This window comes from Streptomyces sp. S6 (assembly GCF_054880855.1).
On sequence record NZ_JBTYMC010000003.1, the window covers coordinates 1 to 23,494 of the forward strand.

A 23,494-nucleotide genomic window follows, 5' to 3' on the forward strand; every position below is an offset into this window, starting at 1 on the left:
CTGTGGCCCGCGCTCCCGAAACGGCGCCGCAGACCGGCCCCGCGCCTCGGCGGACGACGCCGTGCCTCGCGGCGTCTCGTGCTCGCCCTGGCCACCGGGGCCGTCGGCCTGTCGGTCTTCATGTGGGCGGCGAACGCGGACAACTCCGTTTCCTCCGACGGCGAGTTCAGCGAGTCCTCTCCTCAAGCGGCCCTGCCCGACGGCTGGTTGCCCTGGCGTGCGGATCTCACCCGGGCCGTGACCGCCGCCGAGGAGACGAGGATGTTCACGCTCGACCGGCCCGGCTGCGTCGCCGACAAGGCGGCCGTCTACTGCACTGGCACCGGTTTCACGGTCGCCCGGCTGGACGCCGCGACCGGGCGGGTGATGTGGCGCTCCGGCGTGACCCCGCAGGCCGCGCGGCCGATCGGGGTGCGGGACGGGCTCGTGTACGTCTACGAGAGCCCGAACACCGGAAAGGTCGCGACCGGGACGGACACCCCTCAGTGGCAGCTGATCGCGCTGGACGCCGCGACCGGTGAGCGACGCTGGTCGCGGTCCGCCGAGGCGACCGAACCGGCGGTCCTGTTCGACGGCGGCGGACTCCTCGCGCTGTCCGCCGGCCACCGGGAGCTGATCGGGATCGACTCCAGGACGGGCAAGGACCTGTGGCGGGCGTCCACGAAGTCGACGGCGGGGTCGCGGTGTACCCCGCTGGTGCTAGGGGGTGCCCCCTACGGGCTCTGCCAGGACGAGGACGACCCGGCCAAGCGCCGGTGGAGTCTGCTGCACGTCGGCGAGAAGGGCTCGCGCGAACTGACGACGCTGCCCCCAGGGGCCGTCCCCCTGGGGGTGCTCGGCGGACAGGCGCTGTTCGCCGAGCCGAAGGAAGCGGGGTCACCGACGCCGGGCGGGCTCGACGAGGCGTACACCGCGCTCCTGCGGGTCGACCCGGTGAACGGGACGACCCTCGGGCGCACGGCCTTCGACCAGACCGTGCGCGGTACGGCGACGCTCGTCGGCTCCACGGTGTACTTCGTCCGCCCGGACGGCACCGCGACGGCGGTCGCCGAGGCCGACGGGACGACTCAGTGGCAGGCGGACACGCAGGTCGAGAACCTGTCGAAGCCGGTGTGGTCCCGGACGTACGACGCCCTGCTCCTCGTCAACCGGTACGGGCGGCTGGTCTCGCTCGACCTCTCGTCGGGGACGGTGGGGTGGACGACGGACAAGCTCCAGGACCCGGCGGGGGCGCCGGAGAACATCGTGCCGAGCCTGGTGCTGGTGGGGGACGCGATCGTCGCGGTGGCCGGGGACACGGCGTTCTCGGTCAGCCCGGACAGCCCGGACCTGACGGCCGAAGTCACCGGCGAACCCTCCCCCACCGAGCCGTCCCTCACCGACCCCTCCCCCACCGAGCCCTCGCTCACCGACGCCTCCTCCACCGACCCCTACCCCTCCAGCGCTAGCTCCTGAGAGTGACGCGGCTCGGCCCGTTGAAGGGGGCCAGGCACAGGACCGTGTCCGGGGTGCGCAGCAGGTCGTCCTCGGTGAAGAGGGCGCGGGCCTCGGTGTAGGGGACCTCGTCGGGGGAGATGACGGCCGCCGCACGGTCGTACACCGCGCGGGCCTCGTCGTCGAGGGTCTGGTCCTGGCGGGTGACGTCCGAATAGCCGACGTCCCCGTGGCCCGTGTCCGTGTGGCCCGTGTCCGTGTGGCCCGTGTCCGTGTGGTCCGCGCCCCAGACGTCCCACAGCAGGGTCTCGACCTTGTTCAGGGCGGCGAGGTCGAGGCGGACGTTGCCGGCGACGAAGCGTTCGCCCCAGAGGGGGCCCTCGGCCGGGCGGTGGAGGCCGAACGTGCGGTGGTCGGCGCCCTGTTCGCGGATCATGCGCCAGGCCTGTCCCGCTGTGCGGAAGCGGGTGCGGGGGACGTCCATGGGGTCGAAGTCGGCGTTCCAGTGGCGGGTGACGGCGGGGTCGGTGAGCTGCGCGTCGGCCAGCCGCCAGGCCCTCCGGGAGCCGTCCCAGTACTCGGTGACGACGTGGTCGCCGTGGAAGCCGTCGGTGGAGAAGTAGTCGGCGAAGCCGGAGCGGATGCGGGCGGGGGTGCCGGTGTGGCGCAGGAGTGAGCAGTGCAGGAGGGCGAAGTCCCGGCAGACGCCGACGAATCGGGCGGCCGGGGGGCGGGGTTCGGCGAGCGGGGATTCCGAGCGGGCGGCGAGGATTTCCAGGATGCCGTCCACGTAACGGGTTTCGGCGTCGTCGTGGAGGCGGGGTTCGGGAATTCCGTAGGAGAACAAGGGGCCTTCACCGCGGTGGATGAGCAAGTCCCGGACGATACGGGCGAGTCGGGCCGGGTCTCGGGGGAGCTTCTCGTAGAGGTGGGCCCGGTCGCCCGGGGTGCTGTACGGGCTCTGGGCGGTGTAGGCGAGGGGCATGCGGGCTCCAACTCTCGGTCGGCGTGCGGGAATTGCGCGACGGGATGAAATCCACCGTGTCAAAATTCGCCGGAAATTGTCCAGAGCGGGAAGCATTCTTCCGTCCGGCGCGCAAAATTCGAACTCTCCGCCGTCCAGGGGAAATTCAGGCGTACGGTCCGAGGTGACGGGTGGGACGGGTGAGATCCGCAGGAGGGCGGCCATGGGGCTGGACCTGAGCAGCGTTTGGGACGACGAGGACTGGAGCGCCGAGGACGAGGCGGACTCCGTGCGGCTCATGGAGATCCTCCCCGAGGTCTCGCGGGTCACCCTCGAACTGCTCCGGCACACGGTGGGGACCTTCCCCGAGGAGAAGGTCGCCTCCCGGGCCACCCGCGTCACCGAGCTGGTCCTCAAGAAGTACGGGACCGACGGACTGCGCCTCCTCTCCGTCCACCTCGCGACCCTCGCGACGGTCCACATCGAGCACAACGCGGTCCTGACACACCGCCCCCTCCAGTCCCTCCTGGACGAGCTGGACCCGATCGGCTGAGGAAACCCCGGACACCCCGGCCCCCCTCCCCTTACCGGACGCCCCGCCCCCCTTAGGTGAACCCCCGTAGCCCCCAGGTGCAACACGCACCCCACCCTCTTAACAAAGCCGTACGTATCCTTTTCTTGAATCGTTCGCCTTTATAGGGTTACCTTGGGGGCATGACCGCATCCGGAACCCCCACCCCCGCCGAGGAGCTGCGCGGCGTCGGCCTGCGCGTCACGGCCGCCAGGGTGGCGCTGCTGGACACCGTCCGGGCCGGGGACCATCTCGGTGCGGACGCCATCGCGTCGGGTGTACGTGAGCGCGTGGGTCATGTCTCCGTCCAGGCGGTGTACGAGGCGCTGCACGCGCTGACCGCCGCCGGGCTCATCAGACGTATCGAGCCGGCCGGCAGCCCCGCCCGGTTCGAGGGCCGCGTCGGCGACAACCACCACCACCTGATATGCAGGACGTGCGGGAAAGTCGTCGACGTGGACTGCGCAGTGGGCCACGCCCCCTGCCTGACCGCCTCGGACGACCACGGCTTCACGATCGACGAGGCCGAGGTCGTCTACTGGGGCCTGTGCCCCGCCTGTTCCACCCCCTCCGCTCCCCCCTCCACCCTTCCTCCTTCCTCCACCGCTGCCTGAGCGCGGACCGTTCGCTCAGCCTCGAAAGGAACCCCCATGTCCGAGAACGCCGAAGAAGCAAAGTGCCCGGTCGCGCACGGCGGTCGCGCCCTGCACCCGACTCAGGGCGGCGGCAACCGCCAGTGGTGGCCGGAGCGGCTCAACCTGAAGATCCTGGCCAAGAACCCGGCCGTGGCGAACCCGCTCGGTGAGGAGTTCGACTACGCCGAGGCGTTCAGCGCGCTGGACCTGCCCGCCGTGAAGGCGGACATCGAGGCGGTCCTCACCACCTCGCAGGACTGGTGGCCCGCCGACTTCGGCCACTACGGCCCGTTCATGATCCGGATGGCCTGGCACTCCGCCGGCACCTACCGCATCAGCGACGGCCGCGGCGGCGCCGGCGCCGGCCAGCAGCGCTTCGCCCCCCTCAACTCCTGGCCGGACAACGGCAACCTGGACAAGGCCCGCCGTCTGCTGTGGCCGGTGAAGAAGAAGTACGGCCAGAGCCTGTCCTGGGCCGACCTGATGATCCTCGCCGGCAACGTCGCCCTGGAGTCCATGGGCTTCACGACGTTCGGCTTCTCCGGTGGCCGCGAGGACGTCTGGGAGTCGGAGGAGGACGTCTACTGGGGTCCCGAGACGACGTGGCTCGACGACCAGCGCTACACCGGTGACCGCGAGCTCGAAGAGCCCCTGGGCGCCGTCCAGATGGGCCTCATCTACGTCAACCCCGAGGGCCCGAACGGCAACCCGGACCCGATCGCGGCGGCCCGCGACATCCGTGAGACGTTCCGCCGCATGGCGATGAACGACGAGGAGACAGTCGCCCTCATCGCCGGTGGCCACACCTTCGGCAAGACCCACGGCGCGGGCCCGGCCGACCACGTCGGCGCCGACCCCGAGGGCGCGTCGATGGAGGAGCAGGGCCTCGGCTGGCGCAACAGCTTCGGCACCGGCAAGGGCGCGGACACCATCACGTCGGGCCTGGAGGTCACTTGGACCTCGACGCCGACCAAGTGGTCGAACAATTTCTTCTGGAACCTCTTCAGCTTCGAGTGGGAGCTGACGGAGTCCCCGGCCGGCGCCAAGCAGTGGAAGCCGAAGGGCGGCGCGGGCGAGGGCACGGTTCCCTCGGCGCACGACCCGAACAAGAAGATCGCGCCGGCCATGCTCACCACCGACCTGTCGCTGCGCTTCGACCCGGTCTACGAGCAGATCTCCCGTCGCTTCCTGGAGAACCCGGACCAGTTCGCGGACGCGTTCGCCCGCGCCTGGTACAAGCTGACGCACCGTGACATGGGCCCGAAGTCCCTGCACTTGGGCTCCGAGGTCCCGGCGGAGACGCTGATCTGGCAGGACCCGCTGCCGTCCGCCGAGGGCGAGGCGATCGACGCCGCCGACGTCACCGCGCTCAAGGCGAAGATCCTCGCCTCGGACCTGACGGTCTCTCAGCTCGCCTCCGTGGCCTGGGCGTCCGCGTCCACGTTCCGCGGCAGCGACAAGCGCGGCGGTGCCAACGGCGCCCGGATCCGCCTGGAGCCGCAGCGCAGCTGGGAGGCCAACGAGCCCGACCAGCTCGCCCAGGTGCTGCGTGTCCTGGAGGGCGTGAAGGCCGACTTCGACGCCCAGGGCGCCAAGAAGGTCTCCCTCGCCGACCTGATCGTCCTCGGTGGCGTCGCCGCGGTGGAGAAGGCCGCGAAGGACGGAGGCTACGACGTCGAGGTGCCGTTCACCCCGGGCCGCGTGGACGCGGGCGAGGAGCACACGGACGCCGAGTCGTTCGCGGCCCTTGAGCCGGTCGCCGACGGTTTCCGCAACTACTACGGCAAGAGCAACCGCCTCCCCGCCGAGTACCTGCTGCTGGACCGCGCGAACCTGCTCACCGTGAGCGCCCCCGAACTGACCGTCCTGGTCGGCGGGTTGCGCGCGCTGGGCGTCTCGCACGGCGAGACCAAGGCGGGCGTCCTCACGGACCGGCCGGGTGTCCTGTCGAACGACTTCTTCGTGAACCTGCTCGACCTGGGCACGGAGTGGAAGGGCACCGACGCCTCCCAGACCGCGTTCGAGGGCCGCGTCGACGGCGCGGTCAAGTGGACCGGCACCCGTGCCGACCTGGTCTTCGGCTCCAACTCCGAGCTGCGCGCCCTCGCCGAGGTGTACGCGGGTGACGACGCGAAGGAGAAGTTCGTCAAGGACTTCGTCGCCGCGTGGGTGAAGGTCGCCGAGCTGGACCGCTTCGACCTGGCGTAAGTCTCAAGGCCGACTGAGCCCGGGGTCCGTCTGTTTGGACGGGCCCCGGGTTTCTTGTGGGCGACGTTTCCATGCGCGACGTTTCTTTTGTGCGACGTTGTCGCCGAAGTCTGTTCCGCACCTCCCTCCCGTCCTTACCCTTGCGTCCAGGACCACCGCTCTGGGGGGAGGCGTGGTGCACGGACAACTGCATGGACGGGGCGCCCTGTTCGACGGGGAGCCACCCGGGCTGCTGCCCCGGCTGATCGGACTGCGGCCGCACGAACACCTCGCCGCCAAGTCCGAACACCCGGGCAGTCAGCCCGTGTTGGTGCTGAGCGGCGGCCGGGGCCTCGGCAAGACGGCAGTGCTGGACGAGATCGAGACGGCGTACACCGAGCGCACCCGCAAGGGCGAGCCCCGGGGACGCACCCCGCTCGCCCGGATCGACTGCGAGGAGCCCCAGTTCACGGTGCCACCGCACGCGGAGAGCACCGAGTCCTGGTCCCCGCTCTGGCAGGCCCTGCTGGTCCTGGCCGAGCAGCTCACCGAACCGGTGCGCGCGGCGGGCCAGTTGACGTTCCCGAGGCTCACGGCGGGGCTGGTCGCGGTGCGGGCCGGCGAGTGGAGCGGCGGCTTTGACTCGGAGCGCATCCGGCGTGAACTGACCCGCATCCTGCTCCTGAACGAACACCGCTCACGTTTCTCGATGGCCGGCCGCTGGGCCGCCCGGGTCGCCGCGAAGGTGATCGCCGCCGCGACCGGCCAGGGCCCCTATCTGGCGGCGGCCGTCGAGGCGACGCTGGAAGCCCTGTCGGAGGGGGTGAGTTCGCGCAAGGAGCAGCGCCCGTCGACGTGGTACCGGGCCTATCCGAACGCGGGCGGCAACGCCAAGCGGGGCCTGCTCCTGCTGTCGGGGAACTTCCGGGCGGGCGGCACCTCCCGCGAACACGCCGAACGCTGGCTGGTGCGCGCCCTGTTGGCCGACCTCGCCGAGGGCTACACCGGCATCGGCTCCCATCTGACGCGGCTCGGCCGCCCGGTCGTCCTCCTCGACAACGCGGGCGACGGCCCCGGACCGGGGCTGCTGGACGCGGTGCTGCGGGACCGGGCGGAGGGTTCCGCCGACCCGGCGGTGGTGGTCGCGGCCGTGCGCGGGACGGGGGTCCCGCAGGGGGCGGTACGGCGTGAACTGGCCGAGGTCGCCCGCCCTTTACCACCGCCGCAGGGGCCGTCGCAGGGCGCGCTGCTGGTCCCGCTGCCCCCGCTCTCACCGGACGACACGCTCCACATCGTCGGCGCGGTGTGCGACGACTTCGCCTACCCGCCCCAACTACCGCACGCCGTGCACCGCTTGACCGGCGGAAACCCGCTCGGGATCGTCCTGACGGCCACGGCCGCCCGCCAACACCCCGCGGAGTCCGAGGCGTTGGAGCGGCTGCTCGCCGAACGCGTCCAACTCGACGACCAGGAGGACCAGTACCCCGTGTACGGCGAACTCCTGCGCAGGCTGGTCCCGGCCGACCGGCTCGACGAGCTGACGGTCCTCGCGGCGGCCCACGACCACGACTCCGCCGCCGCCCTGGCCGCAGCTCAACTCCCTGACGACTTCGGCTCGTCCGGCGTCCGGACGCTGCGCATCCGGCTCACGGCGGAGGGGCTCGCGCAGGAGCCGGGGCACTTCGTGGGCGACCGGTTCGTCCGTACCCTCCTGCTGCTGCGGCTGCATCACCGCGCCAAGTGGCGTGACGTGCACGAGGAGTTGATCCGCCACTACACCGGCACGCACACCGGCACACACTCCGATACGCACGCCGCCTACCGCCTCCACCACGAACTCGCCCTCGGCGACACGGCCGGCGCGGTCGCCGAACTCCGGGACACCTTCCGCACGTCGCCGGTCCGAAAGTGGCTGGACACCCTGCGGTTCGTCGCCTCGGCGCCCTGTTTCGGCGCCGAGGACCGGGACCGGCGGGCGGCGGTCGCGCTGGGCCACCGGGACACGGCGGACCAACTCCCTTCGGGGAACACCGCGTTGCACCTTCGGGTGCGGCGGCTGCTGCACGCCGTCTGGCAGGTGAGCGATCCGCTGGCGCTGCCCGACCCACGGGTCTGCGACCGGCTCAGATTCGAACTGGAACAACTCTCCGACCTGCGCCCCGACGGGGGCGCGCTGCTCTTCGCGGTGTCCCGGGCCTGGCCCGCGGACGCGCTGGCCGGGCGGCCGCTGAGCCTCCCGAACGACGACGAGGGGGACGTCTGATGCCGAGATGGCTGCGTGAGGTGTGGGAGATACGGCTCTACCGGTACGTCACGATCCTGGTGTCGGCCGCGCTGGTGGCCGGGGTGGTGATCGGCACCCGGGTGCTGCTGAAGGAGGACCGCTCCTGCGCGCCGGGGATCGCCCGGCCCGCGGACAGCGACGAGTGCGTGGGGGTGACGGCGACGGCGTACGACTTCGGGAATCACGAACTCCGGGACGCCGTAGGGGCGATCGCACGGGAGAACGCACGGCTGAAGGAGGGGTCGTACGTCACCGTCGCGCTGATGCTGCCGTTCTCCGCGACGGCGCCGTCCACCCTGCGGGACGTCCAACACGAGTTGCAGGGTGCCTACTTGGCGCAGTGGCAGGCCAACCACGCGGCCAACGGGCAGACCCCGGCGATCCGGCTCGCGCTGGCCAACCCCGGTGCCACCAGCGGGCATTGGGAGCCGCTGGTGGACCGGCTCGCGGCGATGGCGGAGTCCGAGGACCGGCTGCGGGCCGTCACCGGGGTGGGGACGAGCACCGAGGCCAACAAGAAGGCCGTCGCCGAGCTGACCCGGCGGGGCATCCCCGTCATCGGCACGTCCATCACCGCCGACGACCTCGCCAACGGGCAGGGCGGGCGGGACCCGTTCCCCGGACTGGCCCGGGTCTCCCCGACCAACACCGACGAGGCCCGCGCACTCACCTCGTTCGCGAAGGTCGGGGCGGGCAAGGCGCTCCTCGTCTACGACAAGCCCGGTGACCCGTACACCAGGACCCTCCAGGCCTCGTTCGCCGCGCTGCTCAAGGGTTCGCCCTACGGAGCCCAGCCGTTCACGCCGCCCGCCGACCACAGTCTGGAGGGGACCACCGCGAACACCTTCCGGCAGATCACCGACATCGTCTGCGACACCCCGCCGGGCACCGACACGATCCTGTTCGCCGGGCGGCACATCCAACTCCGGCAGTTCATCAACGCGTTGGGAGGACGGGGGTGCCAGGAGCGCCGCTTCACGGTCCTCACCGGCGACGAAGGGTCCTACCTGGAGGGCGACAAGGGCCTCGACCGCACGGCCCTGTCCCGCAACCTCTCCGTCCGCTACTCGGCGCTGGCCCACCCCGACACGTGGACGTCGACTCCCCCGGGAACGCCGGGTGGTTCGGCCGCCGACATGAAGACCCTCACCGGCCTGATCGCCCGCGCGTCCCACGCACCCGACGGACCGATCGGCGAAGTCGCCCTCGACGACGGCCAGTTGATCATCGGGTACGACGCGATGACGCTGGCGGTCAAGGGCATCCGCGAGGCCACGCCCGAGGGCGGCACCCTCCCGCCCCTCTCCGACGTCGGCCTCCAATGGCCCCAGGTGAAAGGGTCGTTGCGGGTCAGCGGCGCCAGCGGCTGGATCTGCCTCGACGCCCACGGCAACCCGTACGACAAGGCCGTCCCGATCGTGGAACTCACCCCGACCGGCGGCAACCGCTTCGTGCGGGTCGCCTGGCCGGAGGGAAAGCCTCCGGCCAGGGAGTGTCTGCCGCCGTCGTGAGGGTCGGGAGCGAAGAAGCCCTCACACCCCGGCGTACGAGTGCTTCCCGCTCACGAAGATGTTGACGCCGTAGTAGTTGAACAGCCAGCACCCGAACGCCAGCAGCGCGAGGTACGCCGCCTTGCGCCCCTTCCACCCGGCGGTGGCACGCGCGTGCAGGTAACAGGCGTAGCCGACCCACGTGATGAAGGACCAGGTCTCCTTCGGGTCCCACCCCCAGTACCGGCCCCACGCGTCGCCCGCCCAGATCGCGCCCGCGATGATCGTGAACGTCCACAGCGGGAAGACGGCCGCGTTCACGCGGTAGGCGAACTTGTCGAGGGACGCGGACGCGGGCAGCCGGTCCAGCACCGAGTTCGCGAACCTGCCGGGCGTACCGCCGCCGGCCAGCTTGGTCTCGTACGCGTCCTTGAAGAGGTACAGGATCGTGGCGACCGCGCCCACGTAGAAGACGGCACCGCAGAAGATCGCCGTCGAGACGTGGATGTAGAGCCAGTACGAGTGCAGCGCCGGGACGAGCTGGTCGCTGGCCGTGTAGAGAACGGTCACCGCGAGACCGAGGTCCAGCAGCACCGTCGTGATCAGGAACAGCCCGAGCCAGCGGACGTTCTTCTTCAGCGCCAGCAGCGCCAGGTACACGCCGACCGCGACGGTCGAGAACGTGATGTTGAACTCGTACATGTTGCCCCACGGCGCCCGCTCCACCGAGGCCGCGCGGGTGGCGACGCCGCCCAGCTCGACGAGGAACGCGAGGATCGTGAGGGAGATCGCGACCCGGCCGTAGAGGTCACCCTGCTCGTCCCCGCCGTGCGCACCGGGCCCGTCCGGCACATCGCGCGCGCCGGAGGCGGACCGGACGACGACCTGCGGCCGTTCGAGGACGGCGGTCCCGCCGGCCTTGTTGACGGTCACGGCGGGCGCCTTCTTGGCGGCTGCGGCCGGGGTGAGCGCGGCGGCGGTGCGGCCGACCTTGCTGCGGCTGCCGAAGAGCCATTCGGCGATGTACGCGAAGAACGCCAGGGTGTAGACGGCCATCGCGGAGTAGATCAGCGTGTTGCTGATGCCGGCGAGGTGTTCGTTGGTGGCGGCGGCGAGAGTCACTTCTCAGACCCTTCGGATGGGACAGCTTGGGGGGTGTCGGCGTCGGGGGGTGTGAGGGAGCCGGAGTCAGGGGTGGAGTCGGGGGTGGAGTCGGGGTCGGTCTCGGGGGCGGAGCCTGCCTCGGAGGTAGTCCCTGGGAGGGACCCTGAGACGGACTCGGGGTCAGCCTCAGGGTCGTCCCCGTCGGCGTCGTCGGCGTCCGCCAACCCCGGCGCCCGCTCGTACAACCCGTCCGCGAGCACCCCCAGCTCCTCCGGCACCTTCGCGGACTCGCTGCGGCCGAGTCCGGCCATCTCGACGACCGTCACCCCGTCCGGACCGGTCACCGCGCGGATCCAGACGCGGCGGCGCTGGACGAAGAGGGACGCGGCGAGCCCGAAGATCGCGGCGACGGCCCCGGCCAGCGCCCAGCCACCGCCCGGATCCTGGACGACCTGGAAGTTCGCCCACTCCTTGGTGCCCTCGTAGGTGAGCGTCCCGGCGCCGTTCGGGAGCGTCATCGACTCGCCCGGCGTCAGGTTCTTGCGGAGCTGGGCGCCCTTGGCGTCCTTGAACTCCTTCAGGTGGGTCTTGTCGAGCTGGTACACGCTCCGCGGGATCCCGGCGTTGACGCCGAGGTCGCCGTGGTAGCCGACGACGTTCATGATCGGGTTGATCAACGCCGGGAACGTGGAGGCGAGTTCGTTGCCCTTGGTGTACGTCGGCAGGAAGAACAGCTGGAAACCGAGCTGCTCGTAGGCGCCCTTGGCGTTCGTGTAGCCGTCCATGACCTTGACGACACCGGAGGAGGTGACGTTGTTGTCCAGCGGCAGCAGCGGGACCGCGTCGCGGTAGACGACCTTGCCCCGGCCGTCGCGGACGCTGACGACCGGAGCGTATCCGTGAGCCGTCAGGTAGACCTTCGCGTCGCCGATCTCCAGCGGGTGGTTGACCTTGACGACGGTCGGCTTGTCCTTGCCGTACGCGCCCTCGCTGTACGTGACGGCGGCCTCGTACGTGCGCGGGGTGCCCCGGTTGGGGCCGGTCAGCTCGTAGGTCCCCGTGAACTTCTTGAGCCGGAAGCTGAACGGGACCAGGTCCTCGCCGGTGTCGAAGAGGTTGCCGGACTTGAAGTCGTCGTACTGCGGAAGGACGTTGGAGAAGCCGTCGCCCTCGACGATCAGCTTGTTGCCCTCGGACTTGAAGAGCTGGCCCCAGGCGAACGCGACGAGCAGGACGATCAGCGCGATGTGGAAGGCGAGGTTGCCGACCTCCCGGAAGTAGCCCTTCTCGGCGGAGACGGCGTCCCCGACGACGTGCGCCCGGAACCGGCGCTTCTTCAGCAGGGCGAGCGCGGTCTCCCGTACCTCTTCGGGGGTGCTCCCCGTACGCCACGAGGTGTACGCCGGAAGTCTGGTCAGCCTCTTGGGGGCACCCGGCGGACGGGAGCGGAGCTGGCCGACGAACTGCCAGGTGCGCGGGACGATGCAGCCGATCAGGGAGACGAACAGCAGGATGTAGATCGCCGAGAACCACACCGAGCTGTAGACGTGGAAGAGGCCGACCTTGTCGTAGACCGGCGCGAGCGTGGGGTGCGCCTTGCTGAAGTCGGCGACCTTCGTGGCGTCGCTGCCGGTCTGCGGGATCAGCGAGCCGGGGATCGCGGCGAGCGCCAGCAGCAGCAGGAGGAGCAGCGCGACCCGCATCGAGGTGAGCTGCCGCCAGAACCAGCGGGCCCAGCCGACGACGCCGAGCGCGGGGAGGCTGAGGGAGTCCTCGGGGGCGGTGGAGAGCTTGGTGCTCCGCCCGGCGCCGGGTTCCTCGGTGTCGTCCGGGACGACAGTGGCGTCCGCGTCCGGGGGGGTGCCGGCGTCCGCGTCGGTACTACGGGTCGTAGGGGTCGTCGGGGTGGTCTTGCTCATGGATCAGATCCCCACAGTGAAGCCGTTGGACCAGGACTGCATGTCCTGCACCATGCCGTCCCAGACGCCGGTCAGCAGCAGCAGGCCGGTCACGATCATCATCGTGCCGCCGGCCCGCATCACCCAGACGTAGTGCCGCTTGACCCAGGAGAAGGCCCCCAGCGCCTTGCGGAAGGCGACCGCCGCGAGCACGAACGGTACGCCCAGCCCGAGGCAGTAGGCGACGGTCAGGATCGCACCGCGCCCGGCGCTGGACTGCTGCGAGGAGAGGGCCAGCACGGAGGCGAGGGTCGGACCGATGCAGGGGGTCCAGCCGATGCCGAACAGGGCGCCCAGCAGGGGGGCACCGACCAGACCGGTGACCGGCCGCTTGTGCAGGCGGAACTCGCGCTGCGTCATCCACGGCATGAGGCCCATGAAGAACACGCCCATGAGGATCATGAGCGTGCCGAGGACCTTCGACAGGACCTCTTTGTTGGCCTGGAGGGTGTCGCCGAAGTACCCGAACAGGGCACCGCTGGAGACGAAGACGACCGTGAAGCCGAGGACGAACAGGGAGGCGCCGGCGACCATCCGACCCCTACGGGCCTCCGCGAGGTCGGTGCCGCTGATACCGGTGACGTACGAGAGGTACCCGGGTACCAGGGGTAGCACGCAGGGCGAGAAGAAGGAGATGAGTCCGCCGAGCAGTGCGATCGGGAGGGCCAGTATCAGGGCGCCGTTGAGGACGGTGCCGTTCAGCTCGCCCAACGCGATCGTGTTCACGCCTTCTCCGCGAGCACCGGGTCGATCATCTCCCGCAGCCGGTCCTCGCTCAGCGGTGACAGCGAGCGGGCGGCGATCTTGCCGTCACGGTCGACGACGATCGTCGAGGGGACCGTCTGGAGGTTCAGCGTCCCCTTCTTGAACCGCAGGAGGAGTTTCCCGGTGGGGTCGGAGAAGCTCGGGTAGGTGACGCCCATCTGCTTCTCGAAGGCGAGGGCGTTGTCGTTGTTGGTGTCCCGGGTGTTGATCCCGATGAACTGGACGCCCTTGCTCTTCAGGCTCTCGGACACCTTCTGGAACCCCGGCGCCTCGGCCCGGCAGGGCGAACACCAGGAGCCCCACACGTTCAGGACGACGATCTTGCCCTTGAACGACGTGATGTCGAGGTCCGGCCCTTCGACCGCCTTCCCCGACAAGTCCGGCGCCGGGTCCCGCTGCCCCGCCTTCACCCGGGCGATCCCGTCGGTCCCCATCACGAAGTGCGTGTCCCCGCCCCCGCCGGAGGTCCCGCCCGACGAGCAGGCGGACAGCACCAGCGCACCCGCCGCCGCACCGCCCGCCATCATCAGGACAGCCCGGCGCGACCGGGGCCGGTTCGCGGAGACGCTGGCCTCGGACACGCTGTTCGAACGCCGGGATGCACGGCTGTCGGCACTCATGTGAAAAGTTTCGCATGCCCGTTCTGAGGATCTTGCGCACCCCCCTCCCCACCGAAAAACCCCACTTCAGCCCGCGAATAGGCGTCCCGCGCAGAATTTCGCGATCCGGAGCAACCTTTCCGCGAGCGGTGACCACTAGGGGTCGTCCGGACAGGCGGTCCGGGCAGAGCAATGGCTGAAAGAGAGCACGACATGTCCCCTCGCCCCTCCACGTCGCCGGAGGAGTCGCCCGGCGGTGGCACCCACCGCGGTGGCTCCCGCCGTGGTCGCGCGTCGCTCCGCTCGGCCACCGCGGGACGGCCGCAGTCGCACCGTGGCCGCCGGCTGCACCAGCGCCGGAGTTTCTGGGCGGCCGTCACCCTGGCGGTCGTGGGCGGCTCCGCGGTCGTGGTCAGCACGGCCTCGGCGGACACCGTGGACACGGACACCTGGTACGTGCTGGTCAACCGGGGCAGCGGCAAGGTGCTGGACGCTCCCGCGTACGCCGCGAACGACGGTGCCGCGCTGACGCAGTGGAGCCGTAACGGCGGGGCCAACCAGCAGTGGAAGTTCATCGCCTCGGGTGACGGCAACTTCCGTATACAGAACCGGAGTTCCGGCAAGGTGCTGGACGACCAGAACTGGTCGAAGACCGAGGGTTCCGCGCTGGTGCAGTGGCGCGACCTGAACGGCGCCAACCAGCAGTTCCACATGGAGAAGTCGGCGGACGGCTACGTACGCCTGATCAACCGCTTCAGCGGCCTGGCCGTCGATGTCGCCGGCCTCTCCAAGGCCGACGGCGGTCGCATCGCCCAGTACCACGACTGGAACGGCGCCAACCAGCAGTGGAAGCTCGTCCCGGCCGGCAGCGCCGACGGCGCCACCCCCACGCAGGGCGGCACCGGCCCGGCGTCGCCCTCCCCGGCCCCCGCCGGCGGCAGCTCGGCGAAGCGCTTCATGGGCAGCGACAAGGTCCTCATCGGCGGCATGATGAACGACACCTCGGCCAACGCCGCCCCGTTCGACGTGCGTTACGCCTACGTGCACAGCCGGCCCGCGGCCTCCTCGGACTACTACACGGCGTCGCGCTGCAAGAAGGAGTGGTCGAGCTGGTGGGGCTGCTGGAGCGGCGAGACCACCGCGCCCGGCTTCTACGTGACCTGGAACGACGACCACGTGTCCAAGGCGACGTACCAGGGCAAGTCGCGTCCGCAGAAGATGTTCTGGACCTGGTACTCGCTGCGCGACCTCGGTGACGCGGCGGGCGAGGCGGACGGCCCCGGCGAGGTCAAGGCCATCAACAGGACCGACCTGCTCACCCGTTACATGAACGACTACCGCTTCTTCCTCCAGAAGATCGGCAGTTCGCAGGACATGCTCGACATCGAGCCCGACTTCTGGGGTTACGTCCGCTCGCTCGGCAACCCCCACCAGGTCGCCGCGCAGGTCAAGGCCTCGAACCCGACGGACTGCGGCTCGCAGGAGAACAGCGCCGCCGGCCTGGCCCAGTGCCTGATCACGATGGCCCACAAGTACGCGCCGAACGCGGGCGCCGGCTTCCACCTCACCTGCTGGGACTGGCAGAGCAACACGCAGAAGTGCGTCAAGGACTACGCGGACCTCGGCGCCAAGAACGCCGACTTCCTGGTCGCCGACGTCGTGGACCGCGACGCGGGCTGGTACGCGCAGCCGGCCAACGGCGGCCGTGACACCTTCTGGACCGACCAGAAGGCCGCCGACATGCTGGGCTGGTACAAGACGATGGCCGAGTCGGTCGGCAAGCCGGTCGTCCTGTGGCAGATCCCCCTCGGCAACAAGTCCCAGAACAACACCTTCGCCCACTACAAGGACGACAAGGTCGACTGGCTCCTCTCCCACATGAACCAGGTGGCCGACGCCCACATCTCCGCCCTCCTCTTCGGCCCCGGCCAGCAGGAACAGACCACGGTCGAGTCCGACGGCGGAAACCTGATCAACAAGACGATCACGTACCGCAATTCGGGCGGCACACCGCTCAAGTAGCGGTACACGTCCGATACTTCAAAGGGGCGGGGTCCCAAGACCCCGCCCCTTCACGTGCGCAACCCTGAGTCAGGGCCACACCAGGCAGTACGGCTGATGCCCCGCCTCATGCAACCGATGACTGAAGTCCTGCCACTCATGCAGCAGTTGATACACATTGAACGCATCCCGAGGCCCCCCACGATCCGGCACCGTCGACCAGATGAAGGCCGCGGCCCCGACCGCCTCCTCGCCTATGTCGCGGAGGGGGTCGACGACGGTCATGGGGAGTTTGACGACGGCGTAGTCGGGGTGGAGGACGACGAGTTCGAGGGGCGGGACCTTGTGGAGGGGGACGCCCTCGATGCCCGTGAGGACCATCGCGGCCATCGTCTCCGGCTTGATCTTCGTGAACATGCCGTTCATGCCGAGCTCGTCGCCGCCGAGTTCCTCGGGGCGCATCGAGATGGGGACGCGGGCCGCCGTCGCGCCGTCGGGGGCACCGAAATACTTGTACGTCACGCCCACCCGACCACCGTTCCCGCTCCCCGCCCGAAGGCGGTCGGTCCGGGGGCCGATCAGCCGGCCGACCGCCTCGGACTCGCCCTGTGCCTGAAATGTCTGCTGCGCTTCGTCTGTTTCCTCCGCGTCGCGCCGGTGCCTTCCCCGCCGGGCACGACGAGGACCCAGGTCATCGGTCCCCTCGCCCAGTCCGCCACCGCGATGCATATCTCCACCCGACTGCTTTTCTAGGACGCGCGGTACCGCCCGCGCAACCCGATCATCGTGTCAGTGACCTCCCCCACGGCCGCCCGCCGAAACGTGCGGTGAAACATCCTGTCCGCGGGATCTTCCCGGTCCCCGTTCAGTACGGCCCGTGTGAGCTGTATGTATCAGATCCCAGTTTCTCAGATCCCGACAGCTGCCCCACCTGGCTCCCGGCGCGCGCCTCACGCCCCCTCCACAAGCCCCGCACCCCGATACCCGTAGTACCCCTGACCTACCCTGAGAAGGCCCTACCCGTCACCAGCAAGCCGGAGAAGCCGCAGGCCATGAGCGAACAGCCTTACTCGTACGACGCCCCCGCCTCCCAGGCCCTGTTCGACCGCGCCGCGGCCGTCACCCCCGGCGGCGTGAACTCCCCGGTCCGCGCGTTCCGGGCGGTCGGCGGAACCCCCCGCTTCATGGTCTCCGGGACCGGCCCCTACCTCACGGACGCGGACGGCCGCGAGTACGTCGACCTGGTCTGCTCCTGGGGCCCGATGATCCTCGGCCACTCCCACCCGGAGGTCATCGCCGCCGTCCAGGACGCTGTTTCACGTGGAACATCCTTCGGCACCCCCGGCGAGGGAGAGGTCGCCCTCGCCGAGGAGATGGTCGCCCGGATCGCCCCGCTGGAGCAGGTCCGCCTGGTCTCCAGCGGCACCGAGGCGACGATGTCCGCGATCCGCCTCGCCCGCGGCTTCACCCGGCGCTCCAAGATCGTGAAGTTCGCCGGGTGTTACCACGGCCACGTCGACGCGCTGCTCGCCGCCGCCGGCTCCGGCCTCGCCACCTTCGCACTGCCCGACACCCCGGGTGTCACGGGCGCGCAGGCCGGCGACACGATCGTCCTCCCCTACAACGACCTCGACGCCGTCCGCGAGGCGTTCCGGCTGCACAACGGTGAGATCGCGTGTGTGATCACCGAGGCGTCGCCGGGCAACATGGGCGTCGTCCCGCCACTGCCGGGTTTCAACCAGGGCCTGAAGGACCTGTGCGCGGCCGGCGGCGCGCTGTACATCTCGGACGAGGTGATGACGGGGTTCCGGACGAGCCGCGCGGGCTGGTTCGGGATCGACGGCGTCGTCCCGGATCTCATGACGTTCGGGAAGGTGATGGGCGGTGGCTTCCCGGCCGCCGCGTTCGGCGGGCGGGCCGATGTGATGGCGCACCTCGCGCCGGCCGGGCCGGTCTACCAGGCGGGCACCCTCTCCGGGAACCCGGTCGCGACGGCCGCGGGCCTCGCCCAGCTGAAGCTGCTGGACGACGCCGCGTACGCGAAGCTCGGCGCCGTCTCCGAGCAGATCCAGGCGCTGGTCTCGCAGGCGCTGACCAAGGAAAGCGTCGCGCACACCGTGCAGAGCGCCTCCAACATGTTCTCCGTCTTCTTCACCGACCGTCCGGTGCGGACGTACGACGACGCGAAGGCGCAGGAGTCGTACCGTTTCACCGCGTTCTTCCACTCCCTTCTGGCGAACGGCGTCTACCTGCCGCCGTCGTCGTTCGAGTCGTGGTTCGTGTCCACGGCGCATGACGAGCGTGCCGTCCAGAAAATCGCCGACGCCCTCCCGGCGGCGGCCAGAGCAGCCGCGGAGGCCACGGCAGCATGAGCAGCAGCAATGAACTCACCGTCGTCCACCTGATGCGGCACGGCGAGGTGCACAACCCGGAGGGCATCCTGTACGGACGGCTGCCCGGGTACCACCTCTCCGAGCTGGGCCGGCAGATGGCCGACCGGGTCGCCGAGCACCTCTCCGTCAGGGATGTCACCTACGTGGTCGCCTCCCCGCTGGAGCGGGCGCAGGAGACGGCGACGCCGATCGCGAAGGCCCACGGGCTGGATCTCGCGACCGACTCGCGGCTGATCGAGGCGGGGAACTTCTTCCAGGGCAAGACGTTCGGGGTCGGCGACGGGGCACTGAAGAAGCCGGGGAACTGGCGGCACCTCGTCAACCCGTTCAAGCCGTCCTGGGGTGAGCCGTACGTCGATCAGGTCGTCCGGATGAAGGGGGCGCTGGACGCGGCCCGCGACCGGGCGCGGGGGCGGGAGGCCGTGCTGGTCAGCCACCAGCTGCCGATCTGGATCGTCCGCTCCTACGTCGAGCGGCGCCGGCTGTGGCACGACCCGCGCCGGCGGCAGTGCACGCTGGCCTCGCTGACGACCTTCACGTACCAGGGCGACCGGATCGTCTCCGTCGGGTACTCCGAACCCGCGATCGACCTCGTGCCGGCGCATCTGCGGGCCGGGGCGAAGCCGGTGAAGGGTAAGGACAAGGCGTTCGGGGCGTAAAGATCCCCCTGCGGCTCTTGTGATGTCGGCCGGAATCAGTTGCTTCTGTTACCAAAACCGGAACTCCTGAGGGAACCTCTTCGTTCCATACCTCCTCTGAATGGGTGAACCATCCAGAGAAACGTGACGAACGGAAGGTCCATGCGCACTGTCACCCGAAGGGGAGCAATCGGACTCGGGGCGGGCGCCGCAGCAGCGGCGGGGCTCTCCGCCTGCGGCACGTCCTCCGGAGGTTCCGGCTCCGGCGACGACAGCAGCCCGTCCGCGAGCGGCACCCCCAAGGGTGACAAGCCCAGCGCTCCGGCGAAGCCCATCGGGGACGGATCGACGGCGTTCACCGGCAAACAGCCGCACCAGCCGGACAAGCCGGTGCCGCTGGAGGCCGGCGAGGAGCCGCCGCAGTTCGTGATCTTCTCCTGGGACGGCGCGGGCGAGGTCGGCAACGGCCTCTTCCCGCGCTTCCTGGACCTCGCCAAGGAACACGGCGCGTCCATGACGTTCTTCCTCTCCGGGCTCTACCTGCTGCCCGAGAGCAAGAAGCGGCTGTACGAACCGCCGAACAACAAGCGCGGCGCCTCCGACATCGGCTACCTCACCGACGACCACGTCAAGGCGACCCTCACGAACGTCCGCCGCGCCTGGCTCGAAGGGCACGAGATCGGGACGCACTTCAACGGGCACTTCTGCGGCGAGACGCACGGCTCGGTGAAGTTCTGGACGCCCAAGCAGTGGCGCGACGAGATCGAGCAGGCGAAGAAGTTCGTCAAGGAGTGGCGGACGAACACGGGGTGGACGGACCTGCCGCCGCTCCCCTTCGACTACGACAAGGAACTCGTCGGCGCGCGTACGCCGTGCCTCCTCGGCCAGGACAACCTGCTGCCCACGGCCCGTGAGCTGGGCTGGCGCTACGACGCCTCCTCGCCGGGCGGGCGCCAGATGTGGCCGACGAAGCGGAAGGGGATATGGGACCTGCCGCTCCAGGCGATACCTTTCCCCGGCCGTAAGTTCGAGGTCCTCTCGATGGACTACAACATGATGGCCAACCAGTCCCTGAACTCCACGAAGGCCCCCGCGCACAACTACCCGGGCTGGCGCAAGCAGTCCGCCGGCGCCTACATCGCGGGCTTCGAGCGCGCCTACACCACCAACCGCGCGCCCTTTTTCATCGGCAACCACTTCGAGCACTGGAACGGCGGGATCTACATGGATTCCGTCGAAGAGGCGTTCAAGCACATCGCCGCGGAGAAGGAGAAGGGCGCGGACGTACGCATGGTCTCCTTCCGGCAGTTCGTTGACTGGCTCGACGTCCAGAAGCCCGAGGTCCTGGAGAAGCTCCGCAAGCTGGAGGTCGGGCAGAAGCCGGCGGGCGGGTGGAAGGCCTACATGACGGCGACGGGCGGCACTGCGGGTACTACGGGCACTACGGGCACGCCGTCGAGCGAGGCCAAGATCGGCACCTCGGCAGCCGGCTGACCCCCTGGGGCCGACCCTGAGTCCGACCGGGGTCGGCCCTGACGTCAAAGCTGCTCGGACCGAGCTGCTCGCCCTAGGGGATCACGGCGGCCACCCCGAACGCGTATCCGCTCATCCCCACCCGCTCGTACGCCGCCACCGCCGCCGGATTGTCCGCGTCGACCATCAGCGCCGCGCACCCGTACCGCCGTACGAGGAAGTCGACGACGTACGCCGAGACGGCCGCCCCCTGCCCCCGCCCCCGGGCGTCGGGGCGGGTGACGACCCCGGCGAGGAACCCGCACCCCTCGGCGGACCAGGCGTCGGCGGCGACGGCCGACACCCGGTCCCCGTCCCGCACTCCGGCCCACCGCCCCACTCCGGCCCGTCCGGGCTGGGCGTGCGAGGAGGGGAACCACTCCCGGAACAGGTCTCCTGCGGCCCGCTCCCCCGCCGCGTCGAGCCACTCGACCCCGTCGGGAGCCCCGGGTGCCACGGAGGTCTCCATCCACAGGAACTCCGGCCCGCCCGGGGAGAGTTGCGGCACCCCCCGCACCAGCCGCCGCACCAACTCCGCCTCCCCGAACGGCCGATACGTCGGCCCGAACTCCGCGAGCAGCCGCCCGACGAGCACGACGGCGTCGTCCGCGTCCCCCTCCACGGCGATCCGGTCCCGCCCGGACAGCCCGGCGGCGACCACGGCGGAGGCGCCTTCGAAGCGGTGGACGGTGCCCAACTCCCCGGCGGCCCACCGCAGATGCTCAGCCACCCCCGACAGTGAACCCGATCACGGACCCACCCCCGGCCCGCCGGTGCGCGTACGGCGTCCCCCCGTGCGACAGCGCGACCTCGCGGACGATCGACAGCCCGAGCCCGGACCCGGGCAGTGAACGGGCGTCCGCGGCGCGGTAGAAGCGGTCGAAGACGCGGGTGAGGTCGCCCTCGGAGATACCGGGCCCCCGGTCGAGCACCTCGACCCGGACGGTCCCCGGCCGCGCGGGCCCGGTGACGCTGATCTCGATCGGCCCCTTCCCGTCCCGGTCGAACTTGGCGGCGTTCTCAACGAGGTTGGAGACGGCCCGCTGCAACGACCCGGGCCGCCCGTCGGTCGTCGTGTCCCCACTGACGCGGACGACGATGTCGCGCCCGCTGCGCCGCCGGACGACCCCGGCGACCTCCTCCGCGATGTCCGCGAGGTCGACCCGCTGCGGCGGCTCGGCGTCGGACTGCCCGGCGGCGAGGTCGACGAGTTCGTTGACGAGGTCGGTCAGCTCACGCGCCTCCTGCCCGAGGTCGGCGACCAGCTCTTCCCTTGTGGAGAGCGGGAGTTCGTCTATCCGGCGCAGCAGGGAGATGTTGGTGCGCAGCGAGGTGAGCGGCGTCCGCAGCTCGTGCCCGGCGTCCTGGACGAGCCGCCGCTGATCCTCCTCGGACTGCGCGAGCCGCCCCAGCATCCGGTCGAAGGCCCGCCCGAGCCGCCCGACCTCGTCGTACCCGGTGACGGGAACCTGGATGCCCAGACGGCGAGTTCGGGCGACGTCCTCGGCGGCCATGGTCAGTACGACGAGCCGCCGGGTGATCCGCCGGGCCAGCCACCAGCCGAAGAGCCCGGCGGCGGTGACGACAAGTGCCATGAGCGCGAAGGTGCGTTGCTGGAGGTTGCGCAGCAAGTCCTCGGTGCCGCTGAACTCCTGGGCGACCTGGACGGCGCCCCAGCCCCGCCCGAGGGAGACGGTGGCGACGCGGTAGACGTCGTCGCCGACGTCGACGTCCTTGTGTTCGACGAGCGACCCGGAGGCGGTCTCGGCGGCGATCTTCCGGTCCGCCTCGGCGACGGGCAGCTTCGGCTGGCCGGGGTCGAGGATCTCCCCGCCGGGGCCGAGGACCTGCACGTTGGTGCGGGCGGGCCGCACGAGGTCGTGCCCCGGCGCGGACGACGAGAAGTCCTCGGGCCGCATCTTCTGCTGCCGCACCTCGTCCCGCAGGGCCTGCACGACCTCGCTGAAGACGGTCTGCTGGTCGACGCGCACCAGGCGGGCGGCGGCGTTGTACGACAGGATGCCGACGAGCATGGTGACGGCGGCGGTGACGGCCGCGAAGGACAGCGCGAACGTCGTCCCGAGCGCGGCGAGTCCCGGGCGGCGGCGCGCGAGCAGCCGCCGCAGCCGGCTCACTCAGTCCTCCCTGAGGACGTATCCCACACCTCTGACGGTGTGAATCAGCTGAGGTGCGCCGGGCTCGTCGAGTTTCCGCCGCAGATATCCCACATAGACGGCGAGATTCTTCGAACCGGGGCCGAAGTCGTATCCCCAGATGCGGTCGTAAATGGTGGAGTGGTCGAGAACGATCCCCGAATTGCGGACGAGGAGTTCGAGCAGCTCGAATTCGGTGCGGGTCAGCTCCAGTTCACGCGCGCCGCGCCAGGCCCGCCGCGCCTGGGGGTCCATGCGCAGGCCGGCGGCCTCGATGTGCCGGTCGGACACGGGCGGCTCCTTGGGAGCGGGCGCGCTGGCCGGGGCGGCGGGGGTGCCGGTGCCGCTGCGCCGCATCAGCGCCCGCAGCCGCGCGAACACCTCCTCAACGTCGAAGGGCTTGACGACGTAGTCGTCCGCACCGGCGTCCAGGCCGGCGATCCGGTCGGCGGTCTCGACGAGCGCGGTCAGCATGAGGATCGGGGTGCGGTCACCCTCGGCCCGTAGTACCCGGCATACCTGGAGCCCGTCGATGCCGGGCATCATCACGTCGAGGACGAGCACGTCCGGCGGTGACTTGTGCGCGTGCGCCAGCGCTTCCACACCGTCCGCCACCGCCGTGACCTGGTACCCCTCCAGCGTCAGCGCCCGCTCCAGGGCATGGCGGATGGCTCGGTCGTCTTCGGCAAGCAATACGGTCTGAGGCACTGCTCCAGTCTGCCAAGCCGAATGGCTCCAGGGCCGTGACGACCACCATTACGATCACCCTTTTTACCTGCCTCTCACCGTGATGGAGGCAACCGGGA

At 70.3% G+C, this 23,494-nt stretch carries 19 protein-coding genes; 10 read left to right on the forward strand and 9 right to left on the reverse strand.

Features of this window, described 5'->3' with window-relative positions; translation table 11 throughout:
• Positions 1–1,455: outer membrane protein assembly factor BamB family protein (locus ACVNF4_RS00620; RefSeq protein ID WP_461800616.1), on the forward strand; the 1,455-nt coding region annotated here is incomplete at its 5' end.
• Here ACVNF4_RS00620 and ACVNF4_RS00625 read toward each other — a convergent pair.
• A complete protein-coding gene (locus ACVNF4_RS00625; protein ID WP_461800617.1) occupies positions 1,445–2,419 on the reverse strand; it encodes a transglutaminase-like domain-containing protein in 975 nt (324 codons plus the stop codon). The two genes, ACVNF4_RS00620 and ACVNF4_RS00625, sit on opposite strands and share 11 nt — an antisense overlap.
• A 202-nt stretch (positions 2,420–2,621) precedes the next feature.
• Between ACVNF4_RS00625 and ACVNF4_RS00630 the strand changes: the two genes are divergently transcribed.
• The 5 genes from ACVNF4_RS00630 to ACVNF4_RS00650 all read left to right on the forward strand — a co-directional run bounded on the left by ACVNF4_RS00630 (position 2,622) and on the right by ACVNF4_RS00650 (position 9,586).
• Positions 2,622–2,951: a hypothetical protein gene (locus ACVNF4_RS00630; protein WP_461800618.1), complete on the forward strand. Its 330-nt coding sequence runs from the start codon at positions 2,622–2,624 to the stop codon at positions 2,949–2,951.
• Between the two features lie 161 nt (positions 2,952–3,112).
• A complete protein-coding gene (locus tag ACVNF4_RS00635; protein WP_461800619.1) occupies positions 3,113–3,583 on the forward strand; it encodes a Fur family transcriptional regulator in 471 nt (156 codons plus the stop codon).
• A gap of 36 nt (positions 3,584–3,619) precedes the next feature.
• A complete protein-coding gene (katG, locus tag ACVNF4_RS00640) occupies positions 3,620–5,812 on the forward strand; it encodes a catalase/peroxidase HPI (RefSeq protein WP_461800620.1) in 2,193 nt (730 codons plus the stop codon).
• A 172-nt stretch (positions 5,813–5,984) separates the two neighbouring features.
• Entirely contained in the window at positions 5,985–8,054 is a 2,070-nt protein-coding gene (locus ACVNF4_RS00645; RefSeq protein WP_461800621.1) for a hypothetical protein, read from the forward strand.
• Positions 8,054–9,586 carry a type 1 periplasmic-binding domain-containing protein gene (locus tag ACVNF4_RS00650; protein ID WP_461800622.1) on the forward strand — a complete coding sequence of 511 codons (1,533 nt, stop codon included), beginning with the start codon at positions 8,054–8,056 and terminating at the stop codon, positions 9,584–9,586. Before ACVNF4_RS00645 ends, ACVNF4_RS00650 begins: the two co-directional genes overlap by 1 nt.
• A 21-nt stretch (positions 9,587–9,607) precedes the next feature.
• On the opposite strand, the gene ccsB is transcribed toward ACVNF4_RS00650, so the two are convergent.
• The 4 genes from ccsB to ACVNF4_RS00670 are packed head-to-tail and all read right to left on the reverse strand — an operon-like array spanning position 9,608 to position 14,012.
• Positions 9,608–10,687, reverse strand: coding sequence for a c-type cytochrome biogenesis protein CcsB (ccsB, locus tag ACVNF4_RS00655; RefSeq protein ID WP_461800623.1), 1,080 nt, complete (start codon positions 10,685–10,687; stop codon positions 9,608–9,610).
• A complete protein-coding gene (resB, locus tag ACVNF4_RS00660; RefSeq protein ID WP_461800624.1) occupies positions 10,684–12,588 on the reverse strand; it encodes a cytochrome c biogenesis protein ResB in 1,905 nt (634 codons plus the stop codon). The genes ccsB and resB overlap by 4 nt, the downstream gene beginning before the upstream one ends.
• Before the next feature lie 3 nt (positions 12,589–12,591).
• A complete protein-coding gene (locus ACVNF4_RS00665; protein ID WP_461800625.1) occupies positions 12,592–13,353 on the reverse strand; it encodes a cytochrome c biogenesis CcdA family protein in 762 nt (253 codons plus the stop codon).
• Entirely contained in the window at positions 13,350–14,012 is a 663-nt protein-coding gene (locus tag ACVNF4_RS00670) for a TlpA family protein disulfide reductase (protein WP_461800626.1), read from the reverse strand. The genes ACVNF4_RS00665 and ACVNF4_RS00670 overlap by 4 nt, the downstream gene beginning before the upstream one ends.
• A gap of 192 nt (positions 14,013–14,204) precedes the next feature.
• Between ACVNF4_RS00670 and ACVNF4_RS00675 the strand changes: the two genes are divergently transcribed.
• A complete protein-coding gene (locus tag ACVNF4_RS00675; RefSeq protein ID WP_461800627.1) occupies positions 14,205–16,013 on the forward strand; it encodes an RICIN domain-containing protein in 1,809 nt (602 codons plus the stop codon).
• A 69-nt stretch (positions 16,014–16,082) separates the two neighbouring features.
• On the opposite strand, the gene ACVNF4_RS00680 is transcribed toward ACVNF4_RS00675, so the two are convergent.
• Positions 16,083–16,721 carry a hypothetical protein gene (locus ACVNF4_RS00680; protein WP_461800628.1) on the reverse strand — a complete coding sequence of 213 codons (639 nt, stop codon included), beginning with the start codon at positions 16,719–16,721 and terminating at the stop codon, positions 16,083–16,085.
• A gap of 323 nt (positions 16,722–17,044) precedes the next feature.
• Here ACVNF4_RS00680 and hemL point away from each other — a divergent pair, with 323 nt between their 5' ends.
• The 3 genes from hemL (at position 17,045) to ACVNF4_RS00695 (ending at position 20,517) form a co-directional block, all read left to right on the forward strand.
• A complete protein-coding gene (hemL, locus tag ACVNF4_RS00685; RefSeq protein ID WP_461800629.1) occupies positions 17,045–18,364 on the forward strand; it encodes a glutamate-1-semialdehyde 2,1-aminomutase in 1,320 nt (439 codons plus the stop codon).
• The gene (locus tag ACVNF4_RS00690; RefSeq protein ID WP_461800630.1) at positions 18,361–19,044 is read left to right on the forward strand and encodes a histidine phosphatase family protein; all 684 of its coding nucleotides are present in this window, start codon (positions 18,361–18,363) and stop codon (positions 19,042–19,044) included. Before hemL ends, ACVNF4_RS00690 begins: the two co-directional genes overlap by 4 nt.
• A gap of 141 nt (positions 19,045–19,185) precedes the next feature.
• Entirely contained in the window at positions 19,186–20,517 is a 1,332-nt protein-coding gene (locus tag ACVNF4_RS00695; protein ID WP_461800631.1) for a polysaccharide deacetylase family protein, read from the forward strand.
• 73 nt (positions 20,518–20,590) lie between these two features.
• Here the strand turns inward: ACVNF4_RS00695 and ACVNF4_RS00700 are convergent, their stop codons facing one another.
• The 3 genes from ACVNF4_RS00700 to ACVNF4_RS00710 are packed head-to-tail and all read right to left on the reverse strand — an operon-like array spanning position 20,591 to position 23,396.
• Positions 20,591–21,265 (reverse strand): GNAT family N-acetyltransferase, encoded by a 675-nt coding sequence (locus ACVNF4_RS00700; protein WP_461800632.1) that lies wholly within the window; start codon positions 21,263–21,265, stop codon positions 20,591–20,593.
• A complete protein-coding gene (locus ACVNF4_RS00705) occupies positions 21,258–22,670 on the reverse strand; it encodes a sensor histidine kinase (RefSeq protein ID WP_461800633.1) in 1,413 nt (470 codons plus the stop codon). Before ACVNF4_RS00705 ends, ACVNF4_RS00700 begins: the two co-directional genes overlap by 8 nt.
• Positions 22,671–23,396, reverse strand: coding sequence for a response regulator transcription factor (locus ACVNF4_RS00710; RefSeq protein ID WP_461800634.1), 726 nt, complete (start codon positions 23,394–23,396; stop codon positions 22,671–22,673).
• Positions 23,397–23,494 lie beyond the last annotated feature (98 nt).